At 51.0% G+C, this 19,778-nt stretch carries 15 protein-coding genes; 6 read left to right on the top strand and 9 right to left on the bottom strand.

What is annotated here, in order from left to right; genetic code table 11:
* Window positions 1–134: 134 nt before the first annotated feature.
* The 3 genes from AC0MA3_RS06135 (at window position 135) to AC0MA3_RS06145 (ending at window position 2,871) form a co-directional block, all read left to right on the top strand.
* The gene (locus AC0MA3_RS06135) at window positions 135–1,691 is read left to right on the top strand and encodes an FAD-dependent oxidoreductase (protein WP_474655734.1); all 1,557 of its coding nucleotides are present in this window, start codon (window positions 135–137) and stop codon (window positions 1,689–1,691) included.
* Window positions 1,692–1,806: 115 nt separating this feature from the next.
* Entirely contained in the window at window positions 1,807–2,526 is a 720-nt protein-coding gene (locus AC0MA3_RS06140) for a 3-ketoacyl-ACP reductase (RefSeq protein ID WP_379156936.1), read from the top strand.
* Window positions 2,527–2,559: 33 nt separating this feature from the next.
* The gene (locus AC0MA3_RS06145; RefSeq protein WP_474655512.1) at window positions 2,560–2,871 is read left to right on the top strand and encodes an antibiotic biosynthesis monooxygenase; all 312 of its coding nucleotides are present in this window, start codon (window positions 2,560–2,562) and stop codon (window positions 2,869–2,871) included.
* Window positions 2,872–3,109: 238 nt separating this feature from the next.
* On the opposite strand, the gene AC0MA3_RS06150 is transcribed toward AC0MA3_RS06145, so the two are convergent.
* The 7 genes from AC0MA3_RS06150 to cidR all read right to left on the bottom strand — a co-directional run bounded on the left by AC0MA3_RS06150 (window position 3,110) and on the right by cidR (window position 12,947).
* Complete coding sequence (locus AC0MA3_RS06150; protein ID WP_379156930.1) at window positions 3,110–5,335, bottom strand: MMPL family transporter; 2,226 nt, start codon at window positions 5,333–5,335, stop codon at window positions 3,110–3,112.
* 301 nt (window positions 5,336–5,636) lie between these two features.
* Complete coding sequence (locus AC0MA3_RS06155; RefSeq protein WP_379156927.1) at window positions 5,637–7,556, bottom strand: ABC transporter ATP-binding protein; 1,920 nt, start codon at window positions 7,554–7,556, stop codon at window positions 5,637–5,639.
* The gene (locus tag AC0MA3_RS06160) at window positions 7,553–9,313 is read right to left on the bottom strand and encodes an ABC transporter ATP-binding protein (protein ID WP_474655513.1); all 1,761 of its coding nucleotides are present in this window, start codon (window positions 9,311–9,313) and stop codon (window positions 7,553–7,555) included. Before AC0MA3_RS06160 ends, AC0MA3_RS06155 begins: the two co-directional genes overlap by 4 nt.
* Complete coding sequence (locus AC0MA3_RS06165; protein WP_474655514.1) at window positions 9,306–9,692, bottom strand: MarR family winged helix-turn-helix transcriptional regulator; 387 nt, start codon at window positions 9,690–9,692, stop codon at window positions 9,306–9,308. Before AC0MA3_RS06165 ends, AC0MA3_RS06160 begins: the two co-directional genes overlap by 8 nt.
* 401 nt (window positions 9,693–10,093) lie before the next feature.
* Window positions 10,094–11,494: a DNA-binding protein gene (locus AC0MA3_RS06170; RefSeq protein WP_474655515.1), complete on the bottom strand. Its 1,401-nt coding sequence runs from the start codon at window positions 11,492–11,494 to the stop codon at window positions 10,094–10,096.
* Window positions 11,495–11,629: 135 nt separating this feature from the next.
* A complete protein-coding gene (locus tag AC0MA3_RS06175; protein WP_379156916.1) occupies window positions 11,630–11,914 on the bottom strand; it encodes a Spo0E family sporulation regulatory protein-aspartic acid phosphatase in 285 nt (94 codons plus the stop codon).
* 109 nt (window positions 11,915–12,023) lie between these two features.
* Complete coding sequence (cidR, locus tag AC0MA3_RS06180) at window positions 12,024–12,947, bottom strand: cidABC operon transcriptional activator CidR (protein ID WP_379156913.1); 924 nt, start codon at window positions 12,945–12,947, stop codon at window positions 12,024–12,026.
* Window positions 12,948–13,101: 154 nt separating this feature from the next.
* Here cidR and AC0MA3_RS06185 point away from each other — a divergent pair, with 154 nt between their 5' ends.
* Window positions 13,102–13,473: a CidA/LrgA family protein gene (locus AC0MA3_RS06185; RefSeq protein ID WP_379156910.1), complete on the top strand. Its 372-nt coding sequence runs from the start codon at window positions 13,102–13,104 to the stop codon at window positions 13,471–13,473.
* Entirely contained in the window at window positions 13,473–14,153 is a 681-nt protein-coding gene (locus tag AC0MA3_RS06190) for a CidB/LrgB family autolysis modulator (protein WP_474655735.1), read from the top strand. Before AC0MA3_RS06185 ends, AC0MA3_RS06190 begins: the two co-directional genes overlap by 1 nt.
* A 66-nt stretch (window positions 14,154–14,219) precedes the next feature.
* On the opposite strand, the gene AC0MA3_RS06195 is transcribed toward AC0MA3_RS06190, so the two are convergent.
* Together AC0MA3_RS06195 and AC0MA3_RS06200 are read right to left on the bottom strand one after the other, a co-directional pair.
* The gene (locus tag AC0MA3_RS06195) at window positions 14,220–15,188 is read right to left on the bottom strand and encodes a Gfo/Idh/MocA family protein (protein WP_474655516.1); all 969 of its coding nucleotides are present in this window, start codon (window positions 15,186–15,188) and stop codon (window positions 14,220–14,222) included.
* Between the two features lie 52 nt (window positions 15,189–15,240).
* Window positions 15,241–17,544 carry an ATP-dependent DNA helicase gene (locus tag AC0MA3_RS06200; protein ID WP_474655517.1) on the bottom strand — a complete coding sequence of 768 codons (2,304 nt, stop codon included), beginning with the start codon at window positions 17,542–17,544 and terminating at the stop codon, window positions 15,241–15,243.
* A 258-nt stretch (window positions 17,545–17,802) separates the two neighbouring features.
* Between AC0MA3_RS06200 and AC0MA3_RS06205 the strand changes: the two genes are divergently transcribed.
* Window positions 17,803–19,689, top strand: coding sequence for an LTA synthase family protein (locus AC0MA3_RS06205; protein ID WP_474655518.1), 1,887 nt, complete (start codon window positions 17,803–17,805; stop codon window positions 19,687–19,689).
* The last annotated feature ends 89 nt before the right edge of the window (window positions 19,690–19,778 follow it).

Raw genomic sequence — 19,778 nt, forward strand, 5'->3', positions numbered from 1 at the left:
GCAGCAGGCAGAAATCCCCCACGGAGTACCATTAGTCCTCCAGCTTCTCTTTCCGGGTTTCTTTTGGCGGGAGTGTGGTAATAAATGAGATGAGTCTTATAGTGATGGAGGAAATGAATATGGAGGAGAATAAGATGAACAGTACACCCCAGTTCTCACAGAGTCTTCCGCAATTCCCGCAATCCTTCTGGAGAGCCAGCAGTGAGATCCCTTCCTTTCCACGCCTGGCTGAAAATCATGATACAGATGTCGCCATTGTCGGCGGCGGAATTACCGGGATTACAACGGCCTATCTGCTGACCCAAGCAGGGTATAAGGTGACGCTGCTGGAAGCAGGTGAACTCTTTGCTGGCACTACGGGTTTTACCACAGCCAAAATCACTGCACAGCACGGACTGATCTATCACGATCTGGTCAAGGATTTTGGGGAAGAAGCGGCCCGGCTCTATTTCCAGTCCAACAGCGAGGCCTTGGAATGGATGAGACAGACGGCGGAAGAACTGCAATTGTCTTGCGGCCTTACACCGGAAGCAGCTTACCTCTATGCAGATAAAGACGATGAGAAAACGCTGAAGCAACTGGAGGCCGAGTACGAGGCTTATCGCAAGATTGGAATTCCAGGCGAGTGGCAGGAGCATATTTCGCTTCCCCTGATGGTCGATGGTGCCCTCAAGCTACCGGGACAAGCTCGCTTTCATCCGCTCCACTACCTTAAGGGACTACTGGACGTTATTGTGGATAAAGGCGGGATCATCTATGAGCATACAATGATTGGTGAGCAAGTGGACAAAAACGGCGGCATGCTTACACTGCATACGGAAGGCGGGAAGCATGCAATCCACTGCAGACATGCCGTGTCCGCTTCCCACTTTCCTTTTTATGACGGCGGAGCCCTATATTTCTCACGTCTGCATGCGGAACGTTCCTACTGTCTGGCTGTGGATCCGGAAACCGATTATGAGGGGGGAATGTATTTAAGCGCAGGAACCCCAGCCCGCTCGCTGCGTGCAGTGGAATGGAATGGCAAAAAACTCGTCATTGTCGGCGGTGACAGTCACAAAACCGGACAGGGCATCTGCACATTCGGCCACTATGAGAATCTGGAGAAATTCGCCGGGGAACTATTGGGCATTCGGGGTATTCCCTTCCGTTGGTCGACCCAGGACCTTGTCACTCTGGACCGTGTACCTTATATCGGCAAAACCGCCGAGGATGAGGAAATCTATATCGCCACCGGCTTCCGTAAATGGGGTATGACCACCGGGACGCTGGCAGCACACCTGATTTCGGACGGTATTCAGAAGCGCAGCAATCGATATACAGAACTATATGACCCTTCGCGCTTCAAAGCCCGGCCTTCGATCAAGAATTTCATTGTCCAGAACGCCAATGTCGCTAAGGAACTAGTCGCCGGCAAGGTAGAAATTGTGCACAAGAAGACACAGGATCTGAAGGCGGATCAAGGCGCAGTCGTCTTTCATGACGGGAAGCGCGTCGGGGCCTACCGTGATCCTGAAGGGCATCTGCATCTGGTGGACAGGACCTGCACCCATATGGGCTGTGAAACCGAGTGGAACGAGGGGGAACGCTCCTGGGACTGCCCTTGCCACGGTTCCCGCTTCTCTTATGAAGGAGAGGTGCTGGAAGGTCCGGCTACCCTTCCGCTCAACAGGCTGGAAGCTGAAGAATAAGCTGCAGCCTCTACCCCTCCTACCTGCGGCGTGATTCTCCTTTCGCGCTCGGGTATAATGGGAGCTGAATAGTTGTCTCATTAATAAGTATCGCAAAGGAGCGTGACGTTAGGTTATGGATTTGAGAGGAAAAAGTATTGTCATTACAGGCGCCGGCAAAGGGATCGGCAAAGCTCTGGCTATGGCACTGGCCAAAGAAGGTGCAAATCTGGGTCTGATCTCCAGAACTGCGGCTGATCTGGAGGCGCTGAAGTCAGCACTGACCGAAGTGTATGATGTAAAGGTAAGCATTGCAGTGGCAGACATCGCTGTCCGTGAGGAAGCGGAACGGGCTGTAGTTGCCCTGCAGAATGACCTTGGCGCGTTCGATGCGCTAATCAACAATGCCGGAATCGCCAAGTTCGGAACTTTATTGGAGATGGACCCTGCAGATTGGGAACGTCATATGCAGATCAACCTTTTCGGCAGTTACTATGTAACCCGGGCAGCTCTGCCTGCCATGATTGAGCGCAGCAGCGGCAATATCATTAACATCTCCTCCACAGCCGGAGAACGCGGCTTTGCTACCGGCTCAGCCTACTGCGCCTCCAAGTTCGCGCTCATGGGCATGACTGAGTCGCTGGCACAGGAAGTGCGCAAGCACAACATCCGTGTGGTTGCACTCACTCCAAGCACCGTTAATACCGGCCTGGCGGAGAATGCCGGCCTGAAGATCGGCGACGAGGACCGGATGATGCAGCCTGAGGATGTGGCCGAGCTTACGCTGGCCGCCTTGAAGCTGCCCGACCGCGTCTTCCTGAAAACTGCAGGATTATGGACTACTAATCCTCAATAAATGAGAGACACAGCCTATGAAGGAGGACTGGACATGATCGTAGTAACGAATACCATTCAGGTAAAAGAAGGCAACGGAGATGGCCTGGCCAGCCGTTTTGGCCAAACCAATGGCGTACAGGACATGCCTGGTTTCATCCGTCTGGAGGTATGGCAAGGCGCTCCCAAGGACGGCGTGGAAGAACTGAAAATATGTACTACTTGGGAGGATGAGGACGCCCTCAAGGGCTGGACCTCCAGCCCGGCCTTCCGCGAGTCCCACCGCGGTGCCGGCAAGAATGAGAATATTATCGCAGCCTCGCTCGACAAATACGAGTTGCTGTTCAGCCGTACGCCGGGTGAGTAGGCCTACGGACGATGCTAGGAGCGCGGGCATGCTGCTCAAGGCGCAGTAGCATCCGGCGGCACGCCCACCAACGGCATTTCTGCCGTTGGTGGCTTTCCACTAATTAAAAAGGGATGCCCAGTTGACCTATAACGGTTCAACTGGGCATCCCTATTTTGCATCCAGTAGTATGGGAAACTACGGGAGACTCCTTACCTAAGGCTCTCCAATACCATTCCTATTGTGATACTGCTCCTTATCAATCTTCACTCACAGACAGAGCCCGATCCAGCTCCTTATGCTTGCCCGGCCAGAAGGACCAGCGGCCCAAGAGTACCGTAATCGCCGGCACCAGGAATGGACGGACTACAAAGGTATCCAGCAGCACCCCAATAGCGGTGATGATGCCGAACTGCACCAGTACTTGAATTGGCAGGCTGGCGAGCACGGCAAAGGTTCCGGCCAGAATGAGCCCGGCGGAGGTGATAACCGATCCGGTCTCATTAACGCCTTCGGCGATGGCTTGCTTCAGCGGCATTACCTTACGCTTTTTCCAGATGTTCGAGATCATGAAAATGTTATAGTCCTCGCCCAGCGCAACCAGGAACACGAAGGAATATAGCGGGATCGAACCCTGGATGGCGTCTGCCCCCATAACATAATGAATAATAATCCAGCCCAGCCCAAGCGCAGAGAAGAAAGACAGGATTACGGTGGCCACCAGATAAACCGTCGCTACCAAAGACCGCAGATAGATTAACAGCAGGATGGTGATCATCCCGATGACAACAGGAATAATCAGATCGGTATCCCGCTCGCCAATTTCCTTAGTATCGTATTGCGTAGCTGTCTGCCCGCTGATCCATACACTATCCCCGGCATTGTCCAGACCGGATTCAGTCAGGGCCTGCTGTGTGGATGCCTGCAGCGCAGGGATATGATTCATGGTTTCCAGGGAATACGGATTGCTCTTGAATTCAATATCATAGCCAAGGATATTCTTGTTGACTGCCCCTTGCTGCGGATCGGACACCTTATCGATATACGAAATGCCGCTAAGGACAACTTTGATATCCTCCCCGTTCACCTTACCCTGTGTATCAATCATCAGCTTGGCCGGAGCCAGCTCACCAGGGGAGAACTGCTTGCCGATCAGGTCAAAGCCTTGACGCGATTCCATGTCCTTCGGAAAGGACGAGAGAATATCATAAGTAAACTTGATCCCGCTGGAAAAAGAGGCGAGTACGCCCAGAAGGACCACTGTTATGCCAACAATCGCCCATGGACGGGAAATGACGAGGTCACCGATCCCTCTTTTGCGTGTTGGATTGGGCTGCGGCGCCGGTTTGCCTTTGGCTTTGGCCCGGGCGGCTTCCATCTGCGGAGTACGCGGAATGAACGGGAAGAAGGAGGCCCGGCCAAAAATAGCCAGAAGAGCAGGCACCAGCGTCAGGCTCGCAATCCCCATAATCAGAATGGAGACGCTGAACGGAACCGCAAACCGGTGGTACGCACCGTATTTGGCCAGCAGCAGTGCAAACAGCGCAAGCACCACGGTAAATCCGCTCATGGCAATGGCACCGGAAGAATGGGTGATCGCACGTAGCAGCGCATGACCCTTATGTTCTTCAACCTTCAGCATCTGACGGAACCGGGAAATCAGGAACAGGCAATAGTCTGTACCCGCACCGAACAGCAGTACAGTCATTATGGAGATCGCCTGGGAATCTACGGTGATCCAGCCCTCCTGGGCCATTTTACCGAGCACTGGACTGGTAACTCCATAAGCAAAGCCCACCGCTATTAATGGGATCAAGGCCAGAATCGGCGAACGGTAAATTAGCAGCAGGAACACTAGCACCAGCACAACGGTTGCGATCAGCAGGGAGACGTCAGCGTTCTGAAACAGTCCTGTAGCATCAACAGAAATCCCTACCGGCCCGGTTACCCGAAGGCTGAGATCCTTACTGTCTGTCGTCGCCTTGACAGGATCGCCGCCTGTTTCTGTGGATATAATCTTTTTCAATTCCGTTAAAGCTTCACCGAGCTGATCACTGTCAGCCGTCTTATCAAACAGGACAGGTGTGACCAGTGTGCTGCCATCCTCGGATAACGAAGCCTTTAGCGCCTGCGGCGGCAGCTGCCCCAGTGGCGGAACATAGTTCTGATGTTCCAACGGCTGCTGCTCAAGCTTGCTGTAGACAGCAGTGATATGTACCAGATCTTCCTCGGACATTCCGCCTTCCCTATGCCATACAAGTAAAGCAGGAACGCCGCTGCCAGTCGGGAATTCCCGTTCTGCTACCACAGACGCACGCACCGATTGCGAGTTCTCAGGCAGGTTCGATACATTGTTCAGCTCCTGTGAGTTCACAGAAGGCCATAACATGGTGAGCGCTCCTATGACCGCAATCCAGACAATAAGAGTGATCCATTTGGTCTTGCTGCCTGCCACCCATTTTCCGTAGCCTGACATTCCTTTCATCCTCTCTTCGTACCCATCGATTTCAAAATGAACCGCGGGTCATTTTTATATCCTTATCATATATACCCTCAAAATTTTAATCAAACCTTTTTTTTCAAAAGATCATACCATCCATATATATATAGCCTATATTCTTTATACTTTACCGATTGACCTGTGCTGAATCACCTGTATTGTGCCATTTGTGTGCATAGCAAAAAACTCCCCATTCACAGCAAGGCTTAGCCTGCCGGAACAGAGGAGCTTTTCACGCGGCAACCGCCGCAACATAAGATATTACCTGCGTATATTAGAGTGCTGCTTAGCCTACATCCGGCAGACCTTCATCGGAGAACTGGCTGTTATACAGATCGGCGTAGAACCCGCCTGCTTCCAGCAGCTCCACATGAGTACCTTTTTCAATAACACTGCCGTGATTCATCACAAGGATCAGATCGGCGTCACGGATGGTGGACAGACGGTGGGCGATAACAAAGCTCGTTCTGCCTTTCATCAGCGTATTCATTGCTTTCTGAATTTGCACTTCGGTCCGTGTATCGACGCTGCTTGTCGCTTCATCAAGAATCAGGATAGAAGGATCGGCCAAAATTGCCCGGGCAATGGTCAGCAGCTGCTTCTGCCCCTGAGAGATATTAGACGCTTCTTCGTTCAGGATGGTGTTATAACCCAGCGGCAGCGTGCGGATAAAGTGATCTGCATGCGCGGCCTTGGCGGCCCGCACCACATCGGCCTCCGTAGCCCCTTCGCGTCCATATGCGATATTCTCGCTGATGGTCCCGTTGAACAGCCATGTATCCTGAAGCACCATACCGAATTTGCTGCGCAGCTCACTGCGCTTCATATTGGTAATATTGACACCGTCAATGATGATCTCTCCGCCGCTGATTTCATAGAACCGCATGAGCAGGTTAATCAGCGTGGTTTTGCCGGCACCGGTAGGTCCTACAATAGCAATGGTCTGTCCGGGGCTGACCTCAATATTCATATCCTCAATAAGAATTGCATCTTCTTTGTAGCCAAATTTCACGTGACGGAATTCAACCGAACCCTCTTCTGCATCCACAGGACGTTTCGCCAGGGAGGTAGTGACTTCCGGAATTTCCTCTTCTTCATCCAAAAGCTCAAATACACGTTCTGCGGAAGCAATGGTAGATTGGATAATGTTAGCAATGTTAGCCGTTTGGGTAACCGGCATGGTGAACTGGCGCGAATATTGGATAAAAGCCTGAATATCCCCGACATCGATGACTTTCTTGGTGACAAAAATACCGCCGACTACACAGACCAGCACATAACCCAAATTCCCGATGAACATCATCAGCGGCATGATAATACCGGAGATGAACTGTGCCCGCCAGCCGGAGTCATAGAGCGAGTCATTGATTTTATTAAATTCGCCCAGCGAGTGCTTCTCGCGGCCAAAAGCCTTGACGATGCGGTGACCGGTGTACATTTCCTCCACATGCCCGTTCAGCTGGCCTAAAGATTTCTGCTGGCCGATGAAGTAGGTCTGTGAACGTTTGCTGATGCCCATGATAACTACAAAACTCAGCGGTAAGGTGATTATGGTGATCAGGGTAAGCCAAGGACTGATGGTCAGCATCATGATAATGACCCCGATAATCGTCACGATAGCCGTAATAAGCTGCGTCAAGCTCTGCTGCAGGGTAGTGCTGATATTGTCCACGTCATTAGTCGCGCGGCTCAGAATTTCCCCGTGGGTCCTGGAATCAAAATATTTCAGCGGCAAACGTTCGAGCTTGCTGTTGATCTGCTCACGCATATCAAAAACAACCTTTTGCGCCACACCGGACATCACATACTGCTGTACATAGCTGAACAATGCGCTGAACAGGTACAGGCCGGCCAGAATAATCAGAATATCATTAATATAGCCAAAATCAATCTCAGCACCCGGCACGCCCATCATCTTGCCATAAGCGCCTTCGAACAGTTTGGTCGTTGCTTTACCCATTATCTTAGGACTGAAAATACTGAATACCGTACTTGCAATAGCCATAACAAATACGATAATAAGCTGCATCTGCCGCGGCCGGAGATAGCGGATCAGACGGCGCAGCGTCCCTTTAAAATCCTTGGCCTTTTCAGGGGGAAGCCCCATGCCAGGGCCACCCGGGCCACCATGACCGCGCCCGCCACCAAAACCGCCTTGCCGGCGCGGAGCCGAAGCTGCCTTACTCTGTGTGTTCTCTTCACTCATGCTATTTCCTCCTCTGACAGCTGCGAGGATACAATCTCGCGGTACACTTCACTATTGTCCATCAGCTCCCGGTGTGTGCCCATGCCGGCAATCTGGCCATCATCAAGCACAATGATCCGGTCGGCATCCATGACCGTGCTGACCCGCTGGGCTACAATCACAACAGTCGACTCTGTAGTCTCGCCTTTGAGCGCGGCCCGCAGCTTGGCATCGGTCTTGAAGTCAAGCGCAGAGAAACTGTCATCGAACAGATAAATCTCAGGTTTTCTTACCAGTGCACGCGCAATCGAGAGACGCTGCTTCTGGCCGCCGGAGACGTTGCCGCCACCTTGGGATATTTCCGATTGGAAGCCGTCTTTCATGGCAGAGATGAAATCGAAAGCCTGGGCCACCTTGGACGCATGGATGATTTCTTCTTCCGTAGCGTCTTCTTTGCCATAGCGGATATTCTCATTAATAGAACCCGTGAACAGTACTGCCTTTTGCGGGATATAGCCAATCTTGCTCCGCAGTTCCTCTTGTGTCATCTCGCGTACATCCACTCCATCCACCCGTACTGCACCTGTGTCAACATCGTAGAAACGCGGGATGAGGCTGAGCAGAGTAGATTTACCTGAACCTGTACCACCGATAATCGCCGTAATCTCACCGGGCTTCGCACTGAAGCTGATGCCTGAGAGTGCTGGCTGTTCGGCGCCCGGATAGGAGAACGACACGTTATCGAACTCTACAAAACCATGCATGCCATCGCGGCCGTCCTGGCGGGTCGCTGTAGCCGTGGTTTGAAGCTGGCCGGCGGTTGGATCTGTAATTTCAGGCTGCATATCCAGCACCTCGTTGATACGTAGCGCGGAAGCAGATGCGCGGGGAATCAGCACGAACATCATGGATACCATGATCAGGGAGAACATGATCTGCATCGCATATTGAATAAAGGCCATAAGCGACCCGACCTGCAAATCTCCGTCGCCGATCCGGATGCCGCCGTAATACAGAATGGCAATCATCGAGAAGTTCATGACAATCATCATCAGCGGCATCAGACCTGCCATGATTTTATTCACTTTGATAGCCGTATCCGTGAGATCCTTGTTGGCTTCCGTGAAGCGTTCGTTCTCATGATTGATCCGGTTGAAGGAACGGATAACGCGGATACCGGTCAGATGCTCGCGCAGCACACGGTTCAATTTGTCCAGCTTGACCTGAATCTGTTTGAAGAGCGGCAGCCCCTTCATCCCTATGAAGAGAATCGCACCCACCAGCAGTGGAATGACGACCACAAAAATCAGGGACAGCTTGGCATCCTCCGATACGGCCATGATGATCCCGCCGATCATCATCATCGGTGCACCGATCATCATGCGGAGCATCATTGTAAGTACGGTTTGTACTTGTGTAATATCATTGGTAGTACGTGTAATCAGCGATGCTGTTCCCAGCTTGTCAAATTCATGCAGAGTGAAATTCTCCACATGATTGAACATCCGTGAACGGGTATTCTTGCCGAATCCGGCGGCGACTCTAGCTGACAGATAACTGGCTATGATCGAGCATATAGCTCCGCCAGCGGCAACGAGCAGCATGAAACCGCCGATTCTCCAAATATAGCTGCGGTCCCCGTGTACAATCCCTTTGTCTACAATATCGCTCATCAGGGTAGGGAGATACAGATCACCCATCGATTGCAGGAATACAAGAATCAGCACGGCTGCGATAGCCAGCTTAAAGGGCTTCAATTGTTTCATTAATTTAATCAAGTTTCTCATCTCCGTTCATTTGTAACCGGTCCAAATTGGGCGGCGGATTGTCCTGGACGAATTGGCGCACCTTCATCAGCAGCTCCGCCAATTGGTTACTCTCATCTTCGCCGAGGTACTCCACCAGGTGGTTGAGCGTCTCGTTCATATGATCTTTTGCCCTGCAGGTAATCCTTTTACCCTGATCGGTCAGCTTGATCCGTACGACTCTCCTATCGGTTGCATCCGGCATTCGTTCCACCATTTGCTTGGCCTCAAGACTGTTAATCAGCTGTGTGACAGTTGGAGGAGTGAGTCCCAAGAACCGGCTGATTTCGGAAACCTTCAATCCTTCGGCATCTTCATGCGATCTTTTGGCTATACATATTAATAAAGTCATCTCACTTGGCTTATGGCCCTCTACCGTGTGCTGCCAATGTGTCTTACGCAACTGCCGGAGTGCGGCAAAAAGCTTGTGCGCGACTGGATTTTCAGAATTTATCCCAATGCTTCCACCTCACATTTAATTAGGTAACAAAATTATTAAACACTATACTAATTAGGTTACCTAATTATATTTTCGGTTCAGCACTTTGTCAATTCATGAATGCGTTATCAATTATTACGGAATAAAGAACGCTGCTAAATACCGCAAGTGAACATAAAAATTCCCCCGCCTGTTAAGCGAGGGAAAATGAAGCCATTGATTTAGTATGCTTTTAGTTAACGCCTATTCCGTGCTCTAATGTTGTAAATCCTCCACCATGGCTTGCTTCAACTGGTTGTCCAATAATTATGATGCTAAATAATGCCAGAATGCCGAACGCCGTTAACAGTGACTTCTTCATTTTGCCTCAGCTCCTTTATGGTTTCCCTATACTTCTTTTGCTGCTGATCAGTAGCATAATCCCTGTACGTCTCAAATAACGTTACACAATCTAGTATGCTGTTAGGACCATTCAGCCGGATGGCCAATTGAAGCGACTGCAGAATATAGTCCACCCCTTGATTATACTGTCCACGAGTCAGAAGGTACATCGAAATTTGATAACGAAGGCGAAATAAACGATCAATATTTATAGGGTCCATGAATTGTTCAAAGCGCACCATCTCCCGTGAGAACTGTGCGAGCACCTTTTCTATTGAGAACCCATACCGGTTAGCCGCCTCAACAATAACAACAAGTCCGGGCAATATCTCACCTGGGTTATCTGCCAGGAAGGTAATGTATGCGGGCAAAGCCTTTTCATTGCCTATCATCATTTCCAGTGTAAAATGGTTGGCTACGGCAAAAAGGGTGAAACCTTTCACAACATTCCATCCCTCATCATCAAGACCTTCGAACCAGCTCAGATCGGCATATCCAGCAGTATATTTCTTGGCTTCCTCATACTTTTCCAGCTTGGTGAGTGCGGTGGCTTTAATTAAATAGCCCTGACCATAATACATTACTAGCGGCCTGAATAAATCGAGGTCCTCACTCCGCCGGCTGCTCTTTTTGTTTATCTGTTCCCTATAAATCCCGTTGGCCAGCGCCCGCAATTCGTCGGCGTACTTCTCTACGTCCTTCCACTTATGGAGTGTGAAACAGACGTTAGCCAGCTTCAGCAGTCCATCGAGCTGCATATTCTCCGGAAGCCGCCCCCGATAAGGCTCGAAGGTAATGACCGCACGCAGTTGTTCCTCTTTATCCACTACCGATTCTAGCGACTTGAATATACGATATTGGCAAATAGCCATACGTTCGGAATAGCTATCCAGCTCGTTATCTACGATAATCCGGTAAAAAACCAGTGATTCCTGAACCTTCTCGTTAACATACAGCTTCTCAGCCACGGAGTACAGGATATCCAGCGGCCTTGGGTACTCCATAATCCGGTTCAGGACATCTTCAACACAATGCATTTTGCCGATTTCTGCACAGCGGATCAAAAAGGGTTCAATTCTTCTTCGGGAAATCCGTTCCTCAATAAAGCATTCATCCACATAGAGCGGATACAGCCAGCCTTCAGGAAATCCGAAAGCTCTGGTGACCGCGTCCAGTTGCCCCAGTGACATCGGTTTGGGCGGATTACCGTGCAGAATCGCACTGAGACTTCCGCGGTTCAGACCGGAAACCTTGGCAAACGAAGCAAGATTATGGCCCGAGCGGGACAGATGCTTCTCTATTTCGGAGCGTATGGTCTTCAATTTCGCCTCCACCCGGCACCTCCTCCGTCAATTTCAAGATGAAGCTTCTATTAATTGACATTATAGGTGAAGCTTATAGAAAGCACAACAAAATGACCCCAACAAAATGGGGCCATTCACTTTAGTCAGCTTTTTACCGGAGACAAGCTATTGCTGCAACGCTGCTTTGTTACGTATTCTCGGGCTGTTGGTGTTGTTTCCGAAGGTGGACCCAGCGTTCTTGCGGCTGCGTAGACTCTCCATCATTTTGTTCTGGGCCAGTACAATATACCCGTCCAGCCGTTGGCTGAGCTCCAGGACTGTGCGGTCACTGAGACTACGCTCCTGTGCAACCTCGAGCAATTCACACCTAAGACTCTCTATAGTAATAAACAACTCATCTTCTCTATACTCTTTTCCATACTCAGCCGGAGAATTCTGGTAAAGGTTCACAGTTACTCACCTTCTCTCTATCAACTTCTCCCTTATCATAATTCATGATGCCAAAAAACATATTTTGAAAAAAAAGAAAAATATGTCGATCATCACACAAATGAAATGTTCAAAGTTCAGAACGTCCGGACTCCCCGGGCGGAAGATAGCGCTCTCCCAGGACACCCATGGCAAAATGGATCCATTCGCGTGCCGCAAAGGACAAATAACGGTCTCGCCGCCAGATCATGCCCAGTTGCCAGGGAATCACAGGCTCCGTCAGAGGAACCACTGAAATCCTTGTGCGGTCCATGTCCCGGCAAATGGTCTCCGGCAGCAGAGCAATGCCCATTCCCGCTTCCACCATCCGGCTGATCAAATCCCATTGTGAGCTCTCGTAGACAACCTTTGGCTGAAAGCCCACCTTTACGCACTCCGTAATAATCCGGTCATGCAGCGCGAAATCCTCCCGGAACAGCACAAATTCCTCATCAGCCAGTTCCCGGAGCTGCACGGAGGCAGCCCCAGCCAGGCGGTGGCCTGCAGCCACTAAGAGCTCCAGCTTCTCCTCCACGAAGGTGAAACAGTGGAATATCGCTGTATTCACCGGCAGAACAATCGCACCGATATCCAGCAGCCCGGTCTCCACATCATCCTCTACCTTTTTGGCACCATCCTCATGCAGGCGGATGGTGACATCCGGGTAGCGGCGGTGAAATTCCCCGATAACTGCCGGGAAGAAGCTTGCACCCACCATGGGCGGCAGACCGATCCGGATATGTCCCTTCTTCAGATTGCGCAGACTATCCAGCTCCGATGACAGGTTCTCGAACGATTCCACAATATTCTGGGCTTTAGCCAGCAGGATCTCTCCAGCATCTGTCAGACGAATGCTTTTTCCTTCACGGTAAAAGAGATCCGCTCCTAGCTCGAGCTCCATTCCCCGGATCATTTTGCTAATGGTGGGCTGGGAGATGTACAGCGATTCTGCCGCTTTGGAGAAGCTGTTCAACCTGGCCACCTGGACGAAATACTGCAGTTGCCGGATATCCATATTTTATCGCCTCCATGTATAGACAAAAGGAATGTCACGTATTCAATCTATTCATTTTACCTATGAAAGAAAAGGATGTAAACTTTCAGTAACAAGAAAAACATTCGCTGTCCTCTGCAAGAGGCGGATGTCGTTTTGAAAGGAGCGAAGCCTTATGAAAAAGCTCGGTATAGGCTTGCTGCAGATAGCCGGACTCACCTTATTTTCAATGATGGTCAATTCCCTCACCCCATATCTCCATATTCCCATTCCCGGAAGCATCATCGGCATGATCCTTTTGTTCGCGCTGCTGGAATCCGGTATGATCCGTCTGAACTGGGTAGAAGTTGGCGCTTCCTGGCTGCTTGCCGAATTGCTGCTGTTCTTTATCCCTTCGGCAATAGGAGTAATGAATTATTCGAAACTGCTCGAAGCAGACGGCCTTCAAGTACTGGCAGTTGTGCTAGTCGGCACCTTTGCCGTAATGGCCAGCTCAGGGTTGCTGACGGGTGCAATATTTAAAGTAAAGGAGCGTAGAGGCTCATGATGACTGGACTGCTCCTGCTTGCACTGACTGTCGCTGTGTACCTGCTGGCAAAGCGGATCTACGCTTCCAGCAGCAAAATGTATGCTTCCCCGCTCATCATTACGCCACTGCTGATTATCAGCTTCCTGCTGATGACGGGAATTCCCTATGAATCCTACAATGCGGGAGGCAAATGGCTTACGGATCTGCTGCAGCCGGCAACCGTCGCCTTTGCAATCCCTCTTCATAAAAATTTCAAGGTACTCAAAAAGCACGCCGCCGAGATTGCGGCAGGCGTGCTGTCAGGAACGGTTATGGCCGTGCTCTCCTCGATGCTGCTGGCCAAATGGCTGCATCTAAGCGGCGATCTGGCCACCAGTCTGGTACCTCGTTCGGTGACTACACCGATCGCCATGAGTATCTCGCAAAGCATCGGCGGCGTTCCCAGTATTACGGCAGTCTTCGTGATTCTGACCGGTGTACTGGGTACACTGATGGGGCCTTCTGTCCTTCGCCTCTTCCGCATTGACAACGAAATAGCGCGCGGTGTATCGCTGGGAACCGCCGCGCACGGTACGGGCACCTCCAAGGCTTTCGAGCTGAGTTCGCTGACCGGCACCATCTCCAGTATCGCGATGATTCTGACGGCGCTGTTCTCTATAGGACTTGCGCCTGCTCTCCTCGCGGTTTTCCTCCACTAGGCCGCCCCGGCTTGGGCCACAAGACCTGACCACTCTACAGAGTGGTCAGGTCTCTTTTTTGTACATTTACAGCTTCATCGGCCGTCCGCTCTGCGCTGATTCATACGCTGCACATGTCACCTTCAGCGTCTTGTACCCGTCTTCGTAATCGCTAAGAATACGCGAACGGTCGCCGGTCCGGACGGCATGCAGAAAGGCTTCGCTCTCCAAGGCATAAGGGTTGCCTGAATTGGCATACTCCTTGCTGTCGCCGCTGCGGACTTCAAGCAGACGATCCGGATTCCAATCAAGCATTCCATTGTCATTATAGAAGCTAAGTCCTATCCGGCCTACTTCACCCGGCAACACACAGGTATTCGAGATATTTGCAACAATCCCATTGTCCAGCTTAAGCGATACCGTGCCGACATCCGCTACTGTCACGCCCTCATGCTGCTCATGCATGATGCGGTTACCGAACATGCCATAGACCTCCGTGACCTCTCCGCCCAGGTAGCGAAGCAGATCGACGATGTGGGTGGTCTGCTCGGTAAATTGCCCGCCGGATTGCTCCTGATTGCGCCACCAGGCTACTCCGGGCATGCCGCCCATCCATTGCCCGACAATCATCCCCACCTTGTCACCGCTGAGGGATTGCTTCAGCCGTGCAATATTCTCCTGATAACGGAAATGGTATCCAACCGAAGTCAAGAGTCCATGCTCCTTAATATCCTGCAGCAGGCTTGCTGGAATCTCTGTACTTGAGCCCAGAGGTTTCTCCACGAAAAAAGGGATATCCCTGCGGATCAGGGCCCGCTCTATCGTTCCATGAGACTGCGGAGGCACACAGATATAAACCGCGTCCAGCTTGTGTGCGTCCAGCATTTCTGTAATTTCCCCATATCCTTCAGCACTGTAGGCTTGAGCCATCTCTTCGCCTTTTTGCTTAGTACTGCCGCAGATCGCCTGGAGCTTTACATCCTCCATTCCCGCCAGCAAGTCCGCATGCACCTTGGAGAACCAGCCTGTTCCTACAATTCCTATATGAAGTGTCATCAGTTTACCTCCTGAAATTTTGGATGAATGCCTTTTCATAGATTATACCCGTTTAGACCTGGATAGTATAATCCCTCCACTCCTCAGGCAGCAGGTCCGCATAAGGCTGCTGCAGAAAACGGTCATCCGCCAGCACGATAATCCCGCTGTCACTCTCACTTCGGATCAGCCGTCCGCCTGCCTGCTGCACCTTGCACATGCCTGGATAGACATACGCATAGTCAAACCCGTTCTTGCCTTGGGACTGAAAATAACCGCGCAGCAAATTACGCTCCAGCCCCACCTGCGGCAACCCGACACCGACAATCATCACACCGTTCAGGCGGTCTCCAGGCAAATCGACCCCCTCCGAGAATATCCCACCAAGCACCGCGAAGCCAAGCAGTGTATCCGGGTTGTCCGGACGGAAAGAAGAGAGGAACTCCTCCCTCGCCTGCTCACTCATCCCGCTGCCCTGCACCAGGGTTGTGATCTCAGGGTACTTGTCCGTGAACACCTCGAAGACGTTCTGCAAGTAAGCATAGGAAGGAAAAAACACAAGGTAATTCCCCTTTCTTGCCACCATCCCCCGTAACGCATCACTTAGCGGCACCAGGGAACGGGGTCGGTCATGATAGCGGGTGGATACCGGAAGCACTGACACTTCCCACTGTTCTTGATGAAACGGGGAAGCCACTCTCAGGCTGTAATCCCCCTCCGCCGAACCAATCATGTCCCGGTAATAGGACATAGGCGAGAGTGTTGCAGAGAAGAGAACCTGACTACGAAAGCCTTTTGCCATCTGCTGCAGTAGATGTGAGGGGTCCAGATTGAACAGCTTCAGGAATACATCACCGCGCCTTACCTCGGCGTAAGTGATATATCGTTCATCATAGGTCTTGAAGGTGCGCAGCATGCCCTGAACTGCATAATAAGTGTCGAGCAGACCACCTTCCTCTTCATCCTGCTCGGTGAGGAGCAGAGAGGATGGACTCAGCAGCTCCAGTTCCGCTTCAGCGGCAAAAGCCTCCAGCAGCACGGGCAGTTCCTCAGGATATTCTGCCCATTGTCCGCCTCCCTCTTCATTGAAGCTTTTGCGCAGCGCAATGAAGAAACCATTCACCGCCTTGGATGCGGCCCCAAGCTTGCGGTTTACCGTCTTATACTGCCGCTGCAGGCTCAGAAACGGCGCCTTGGTTAGCGAAGCAGAGAACATTTCCCTGCCCCGGTCGACGAGATTATGAGCCTCATCCACCAGCAGCAGCGTCTTCTTCTTCCGATCCTCCGGCAGCCGCTTCAGGCTGATCCGGGGATCATAGATATAGTTGTAATCGCAAATGACCATATCACAGGCATAAGCCGCATCCAGTGAGAACTCAAACGGACACACCTTATGTCTACGGGCATATCCGGCGATAATCTCCTGTGTCATCAGGGTTTCATGCTCCAGCATCTCCAGTAGCGCTGCATTCACCCGGTCATAATACCCCTCGGCAAAAGGGCAGACCTCCTGCCCGCATTCCTCCTGGAAGCAAGCTTTCTCCTTGGCCGTCAGCGTAATTGCATGCAGATGAAGGCCGCTGGATACCAGCAGCAGGACCGCTTCCTGCGCTGCAAACCGGGTCACCGTCTTGGCAGTCAAATAGAAGAGCGACGAGACGATCCCCTCACCCATTGCTTTTACCGCCGGGAAGAGGGTTGACATTGTTTTTCCGATGCCTGTGGGTGCCTGGGCGAACAGATTTACACCTTCAACAGCCGTCTTATATACTGCGGCAGCGAAATTCCGCTGACCCTGACGATAGTCCGGGAAGGGAAAGGACAAGCTCCGGATACTCTCATCTCTCCGTGTCCCATGGCGTATCCTCAGTTTCGCATAGGGTGCATACCGGGCTACCGTGTCAGCAGCAAAAGCATCAAGTTCTTCACGGGTGGCCTTTCTGTACAGGCTGATCTGTTCATCACTGCCCCTAAGAACATAGGTGAGCTTCACTTCAATAGAAGGAAGTTCCTGCTCAAGCACAATCATATAGGCATACATTAGCGCCTGCGCCCAATGAACTTCCCTCCCCTCATGGGTGGAATCCAGAGGTCCGGCTATGGATTTGATCTCCTCTAAAATCAGGCTCCCATCTTCTCCGGCTAACAGACCGTCACAGCGCCCATCAATAATGAATAGAAGGTCCTCATAAGGAATCTCCGTCTTGAGGTAGACCTCTTTGCGGTCTCCTTCTTTATATTGCTTCTGAATTTGCTGGTGAATACGCGTACCCTCAGCCATCGCAGCACCGCTCCTGAAACCCGGTTCCAGGCTCCCGCTACTGAAAGCATATTCCACCAGCGTTCTTACCGACAGAAATACCTCTGGACCGTCCATGTACCTTCCTCCTTCACTGATAACCGGGCCTTTTTTTTGCAAAAGAGGCCATTTCCGTCCTTTTCCCCCGGTATACCGTCATTAATAGTTAATATTCCCGGCTTCACAAGGGAGCGTTTCAAATTACACTTTACCATGCAGTTATACGGCATTTCTTATTTTTGACAATCGTCGGCCTGCGCTGCATAATTAGGTCTATTGATAATGGAATTCATTTGTCTTGCGCTACTTCCTCCTAGCCGGGAATGAGTGTTTATTATGCAGAAAGAAGGCGAAGCTGTGTCATCCCAAAACATGAAACGATGGCTGATCAAACCATTCGTATTTTTTTCCATCCTTTTTATCCTGAAGAGTTTTCTCGCCTGGGGCGTAATCTTTGGAGATTTGGTCCCCTGGAAAACACTCTTAACAGAAATTCCGTTTGTATGGGCTCTTTTTGCCCTGATTGAACGTTTCGCTTCCAAACGGAAGCTTGGCTATTATATGACGGTCAATCTTCTTGTCACCGCTATCTTTTTTGCCGCCATTATGTACTTCAAATATTACGGTGTTATCGTTACTTACCATGCGGCGGAGCAGGTTAATCAGGTTACCGCTGTACGCAACAGCGTATTCTCGCTCATGGATCCGTATTATCTCCTGATCTTTGCCGACATCATCGTTCTGGGCTTCTATTTCTTTATTAACAAGAAGGGCCGGACCTACAAGAAGGATAACATTAATCACCGTAACGGAAAACTAACGCACAGTATTCTGTTTGCAGTCTCACTGGCCCTCTGCCTGTTCAATATCCTGCCCAACAAGGCCAGCATGAATGAGATCAAGAAGGCGCAGGAGATGGGCATTCTGAATTATGAGGCGTATACGATTTTTGCCAAAGACAGACCTGAGCTCGTGAATGCCAGTGAAATCACCCAGGATGCGATCAACAAGCTGAAGGGAATCGACACTGCTGCAGCTTCACCGTTTCAAGGCATAGCCAAAGGCAAGAATCTCATTATTATTCAACTGGAATCGTTCCAGAGCTTTCTGCTTGGGCTTAAGGTAGACGGACAAGAGATTACACCGAACCTGAACCGTCTGATGGAGAATAGCCTGTATTTCCCTAACTTCTATCAAATGGTCGGACAAGGGAATACCTCGGATGCCGAATTTGTAGTGAACTCTTCCTTCTATATTCCGCCGCAGGGTGCGGCGACTATGGCTTATGTTGACAAAGAGCTGCCCAGCCTTCCGCGCCTGCTGCAGAATAGCGGCTATCAGACCGCAACCTTCCATACCAACGATGTGGAGTTCTGGAACCGCGGTGAGCTATACAGTGCACTCGGGTGGGAACACTATTACGACCATAAGTTCTTCGGGGATGAGGACACCTTCTTCTTCGGGCCTTCTGACGAGACACTCTACCGCAAGACCTCAGATAAGCTGAAGGAAATGGATGCAGACACCCAGCCTTTCTACGCACAGGTCATTTCGATGTCCGCCCATCATCCGTTCACGATTCCTGAGGAAAAGTACAAGATGAAGCTGCCGGAACGCTATGAAGGCACGTTCGTCGGAGATTATGTCCGGTCCCAGAATTATGCAGACTATGCTTTTGGACAGTTTGTGGATGAGCTTAAGGCAAATGGTGTATGGGATAACAGCCTGATCATGGTCTATGGAGATCACATGGGATTGCCGATCTACTCACTGGATCATGATGACAAGGAGTTAATGACAGAAATTTACGGTCATGATTACGAATATGCGGATATGCTCAATATCCCTCTTATCGTCCATGATGAGGGGACGATTCGGCCGCAAACACTAGACCATGTTGGCGGTGAAGTGGATATCATGCCAACCGCTGCCAGTCTGCTGGGCGTATCCATGGACGATAATATTCACTTCGGCCAGGACATGACAAGCCAGTCCTACAACCTGCTGCCGCAGCGTTATTATCTGCCTACCGGATCCTTTATCGCCAGCTCCGGTCTGCTGATCCCCGGCAACAGCTTTGAGGATAATACACAGTTCACTCTGGCCTCAGGAAACAAATCCCCTGCCGGAACAGAAGATGAGTACAACCGTGCGCTTCGCCTGCGCCAGCTGTCGGACAGCTATGTCATGCAGCTCCCGGACAAAGTAAAGTCTGCAGAATAATATAATGCTGTAAAAGCCGTGCCCCGGAAATCCGGAGCACGGCTTTTTTTTGACATTATAGAGGTCGGCGATATTTTGTTATCGGGAGC

This window comes from Paenibacillus sp. LS-5, assembly GCF_056121505.1.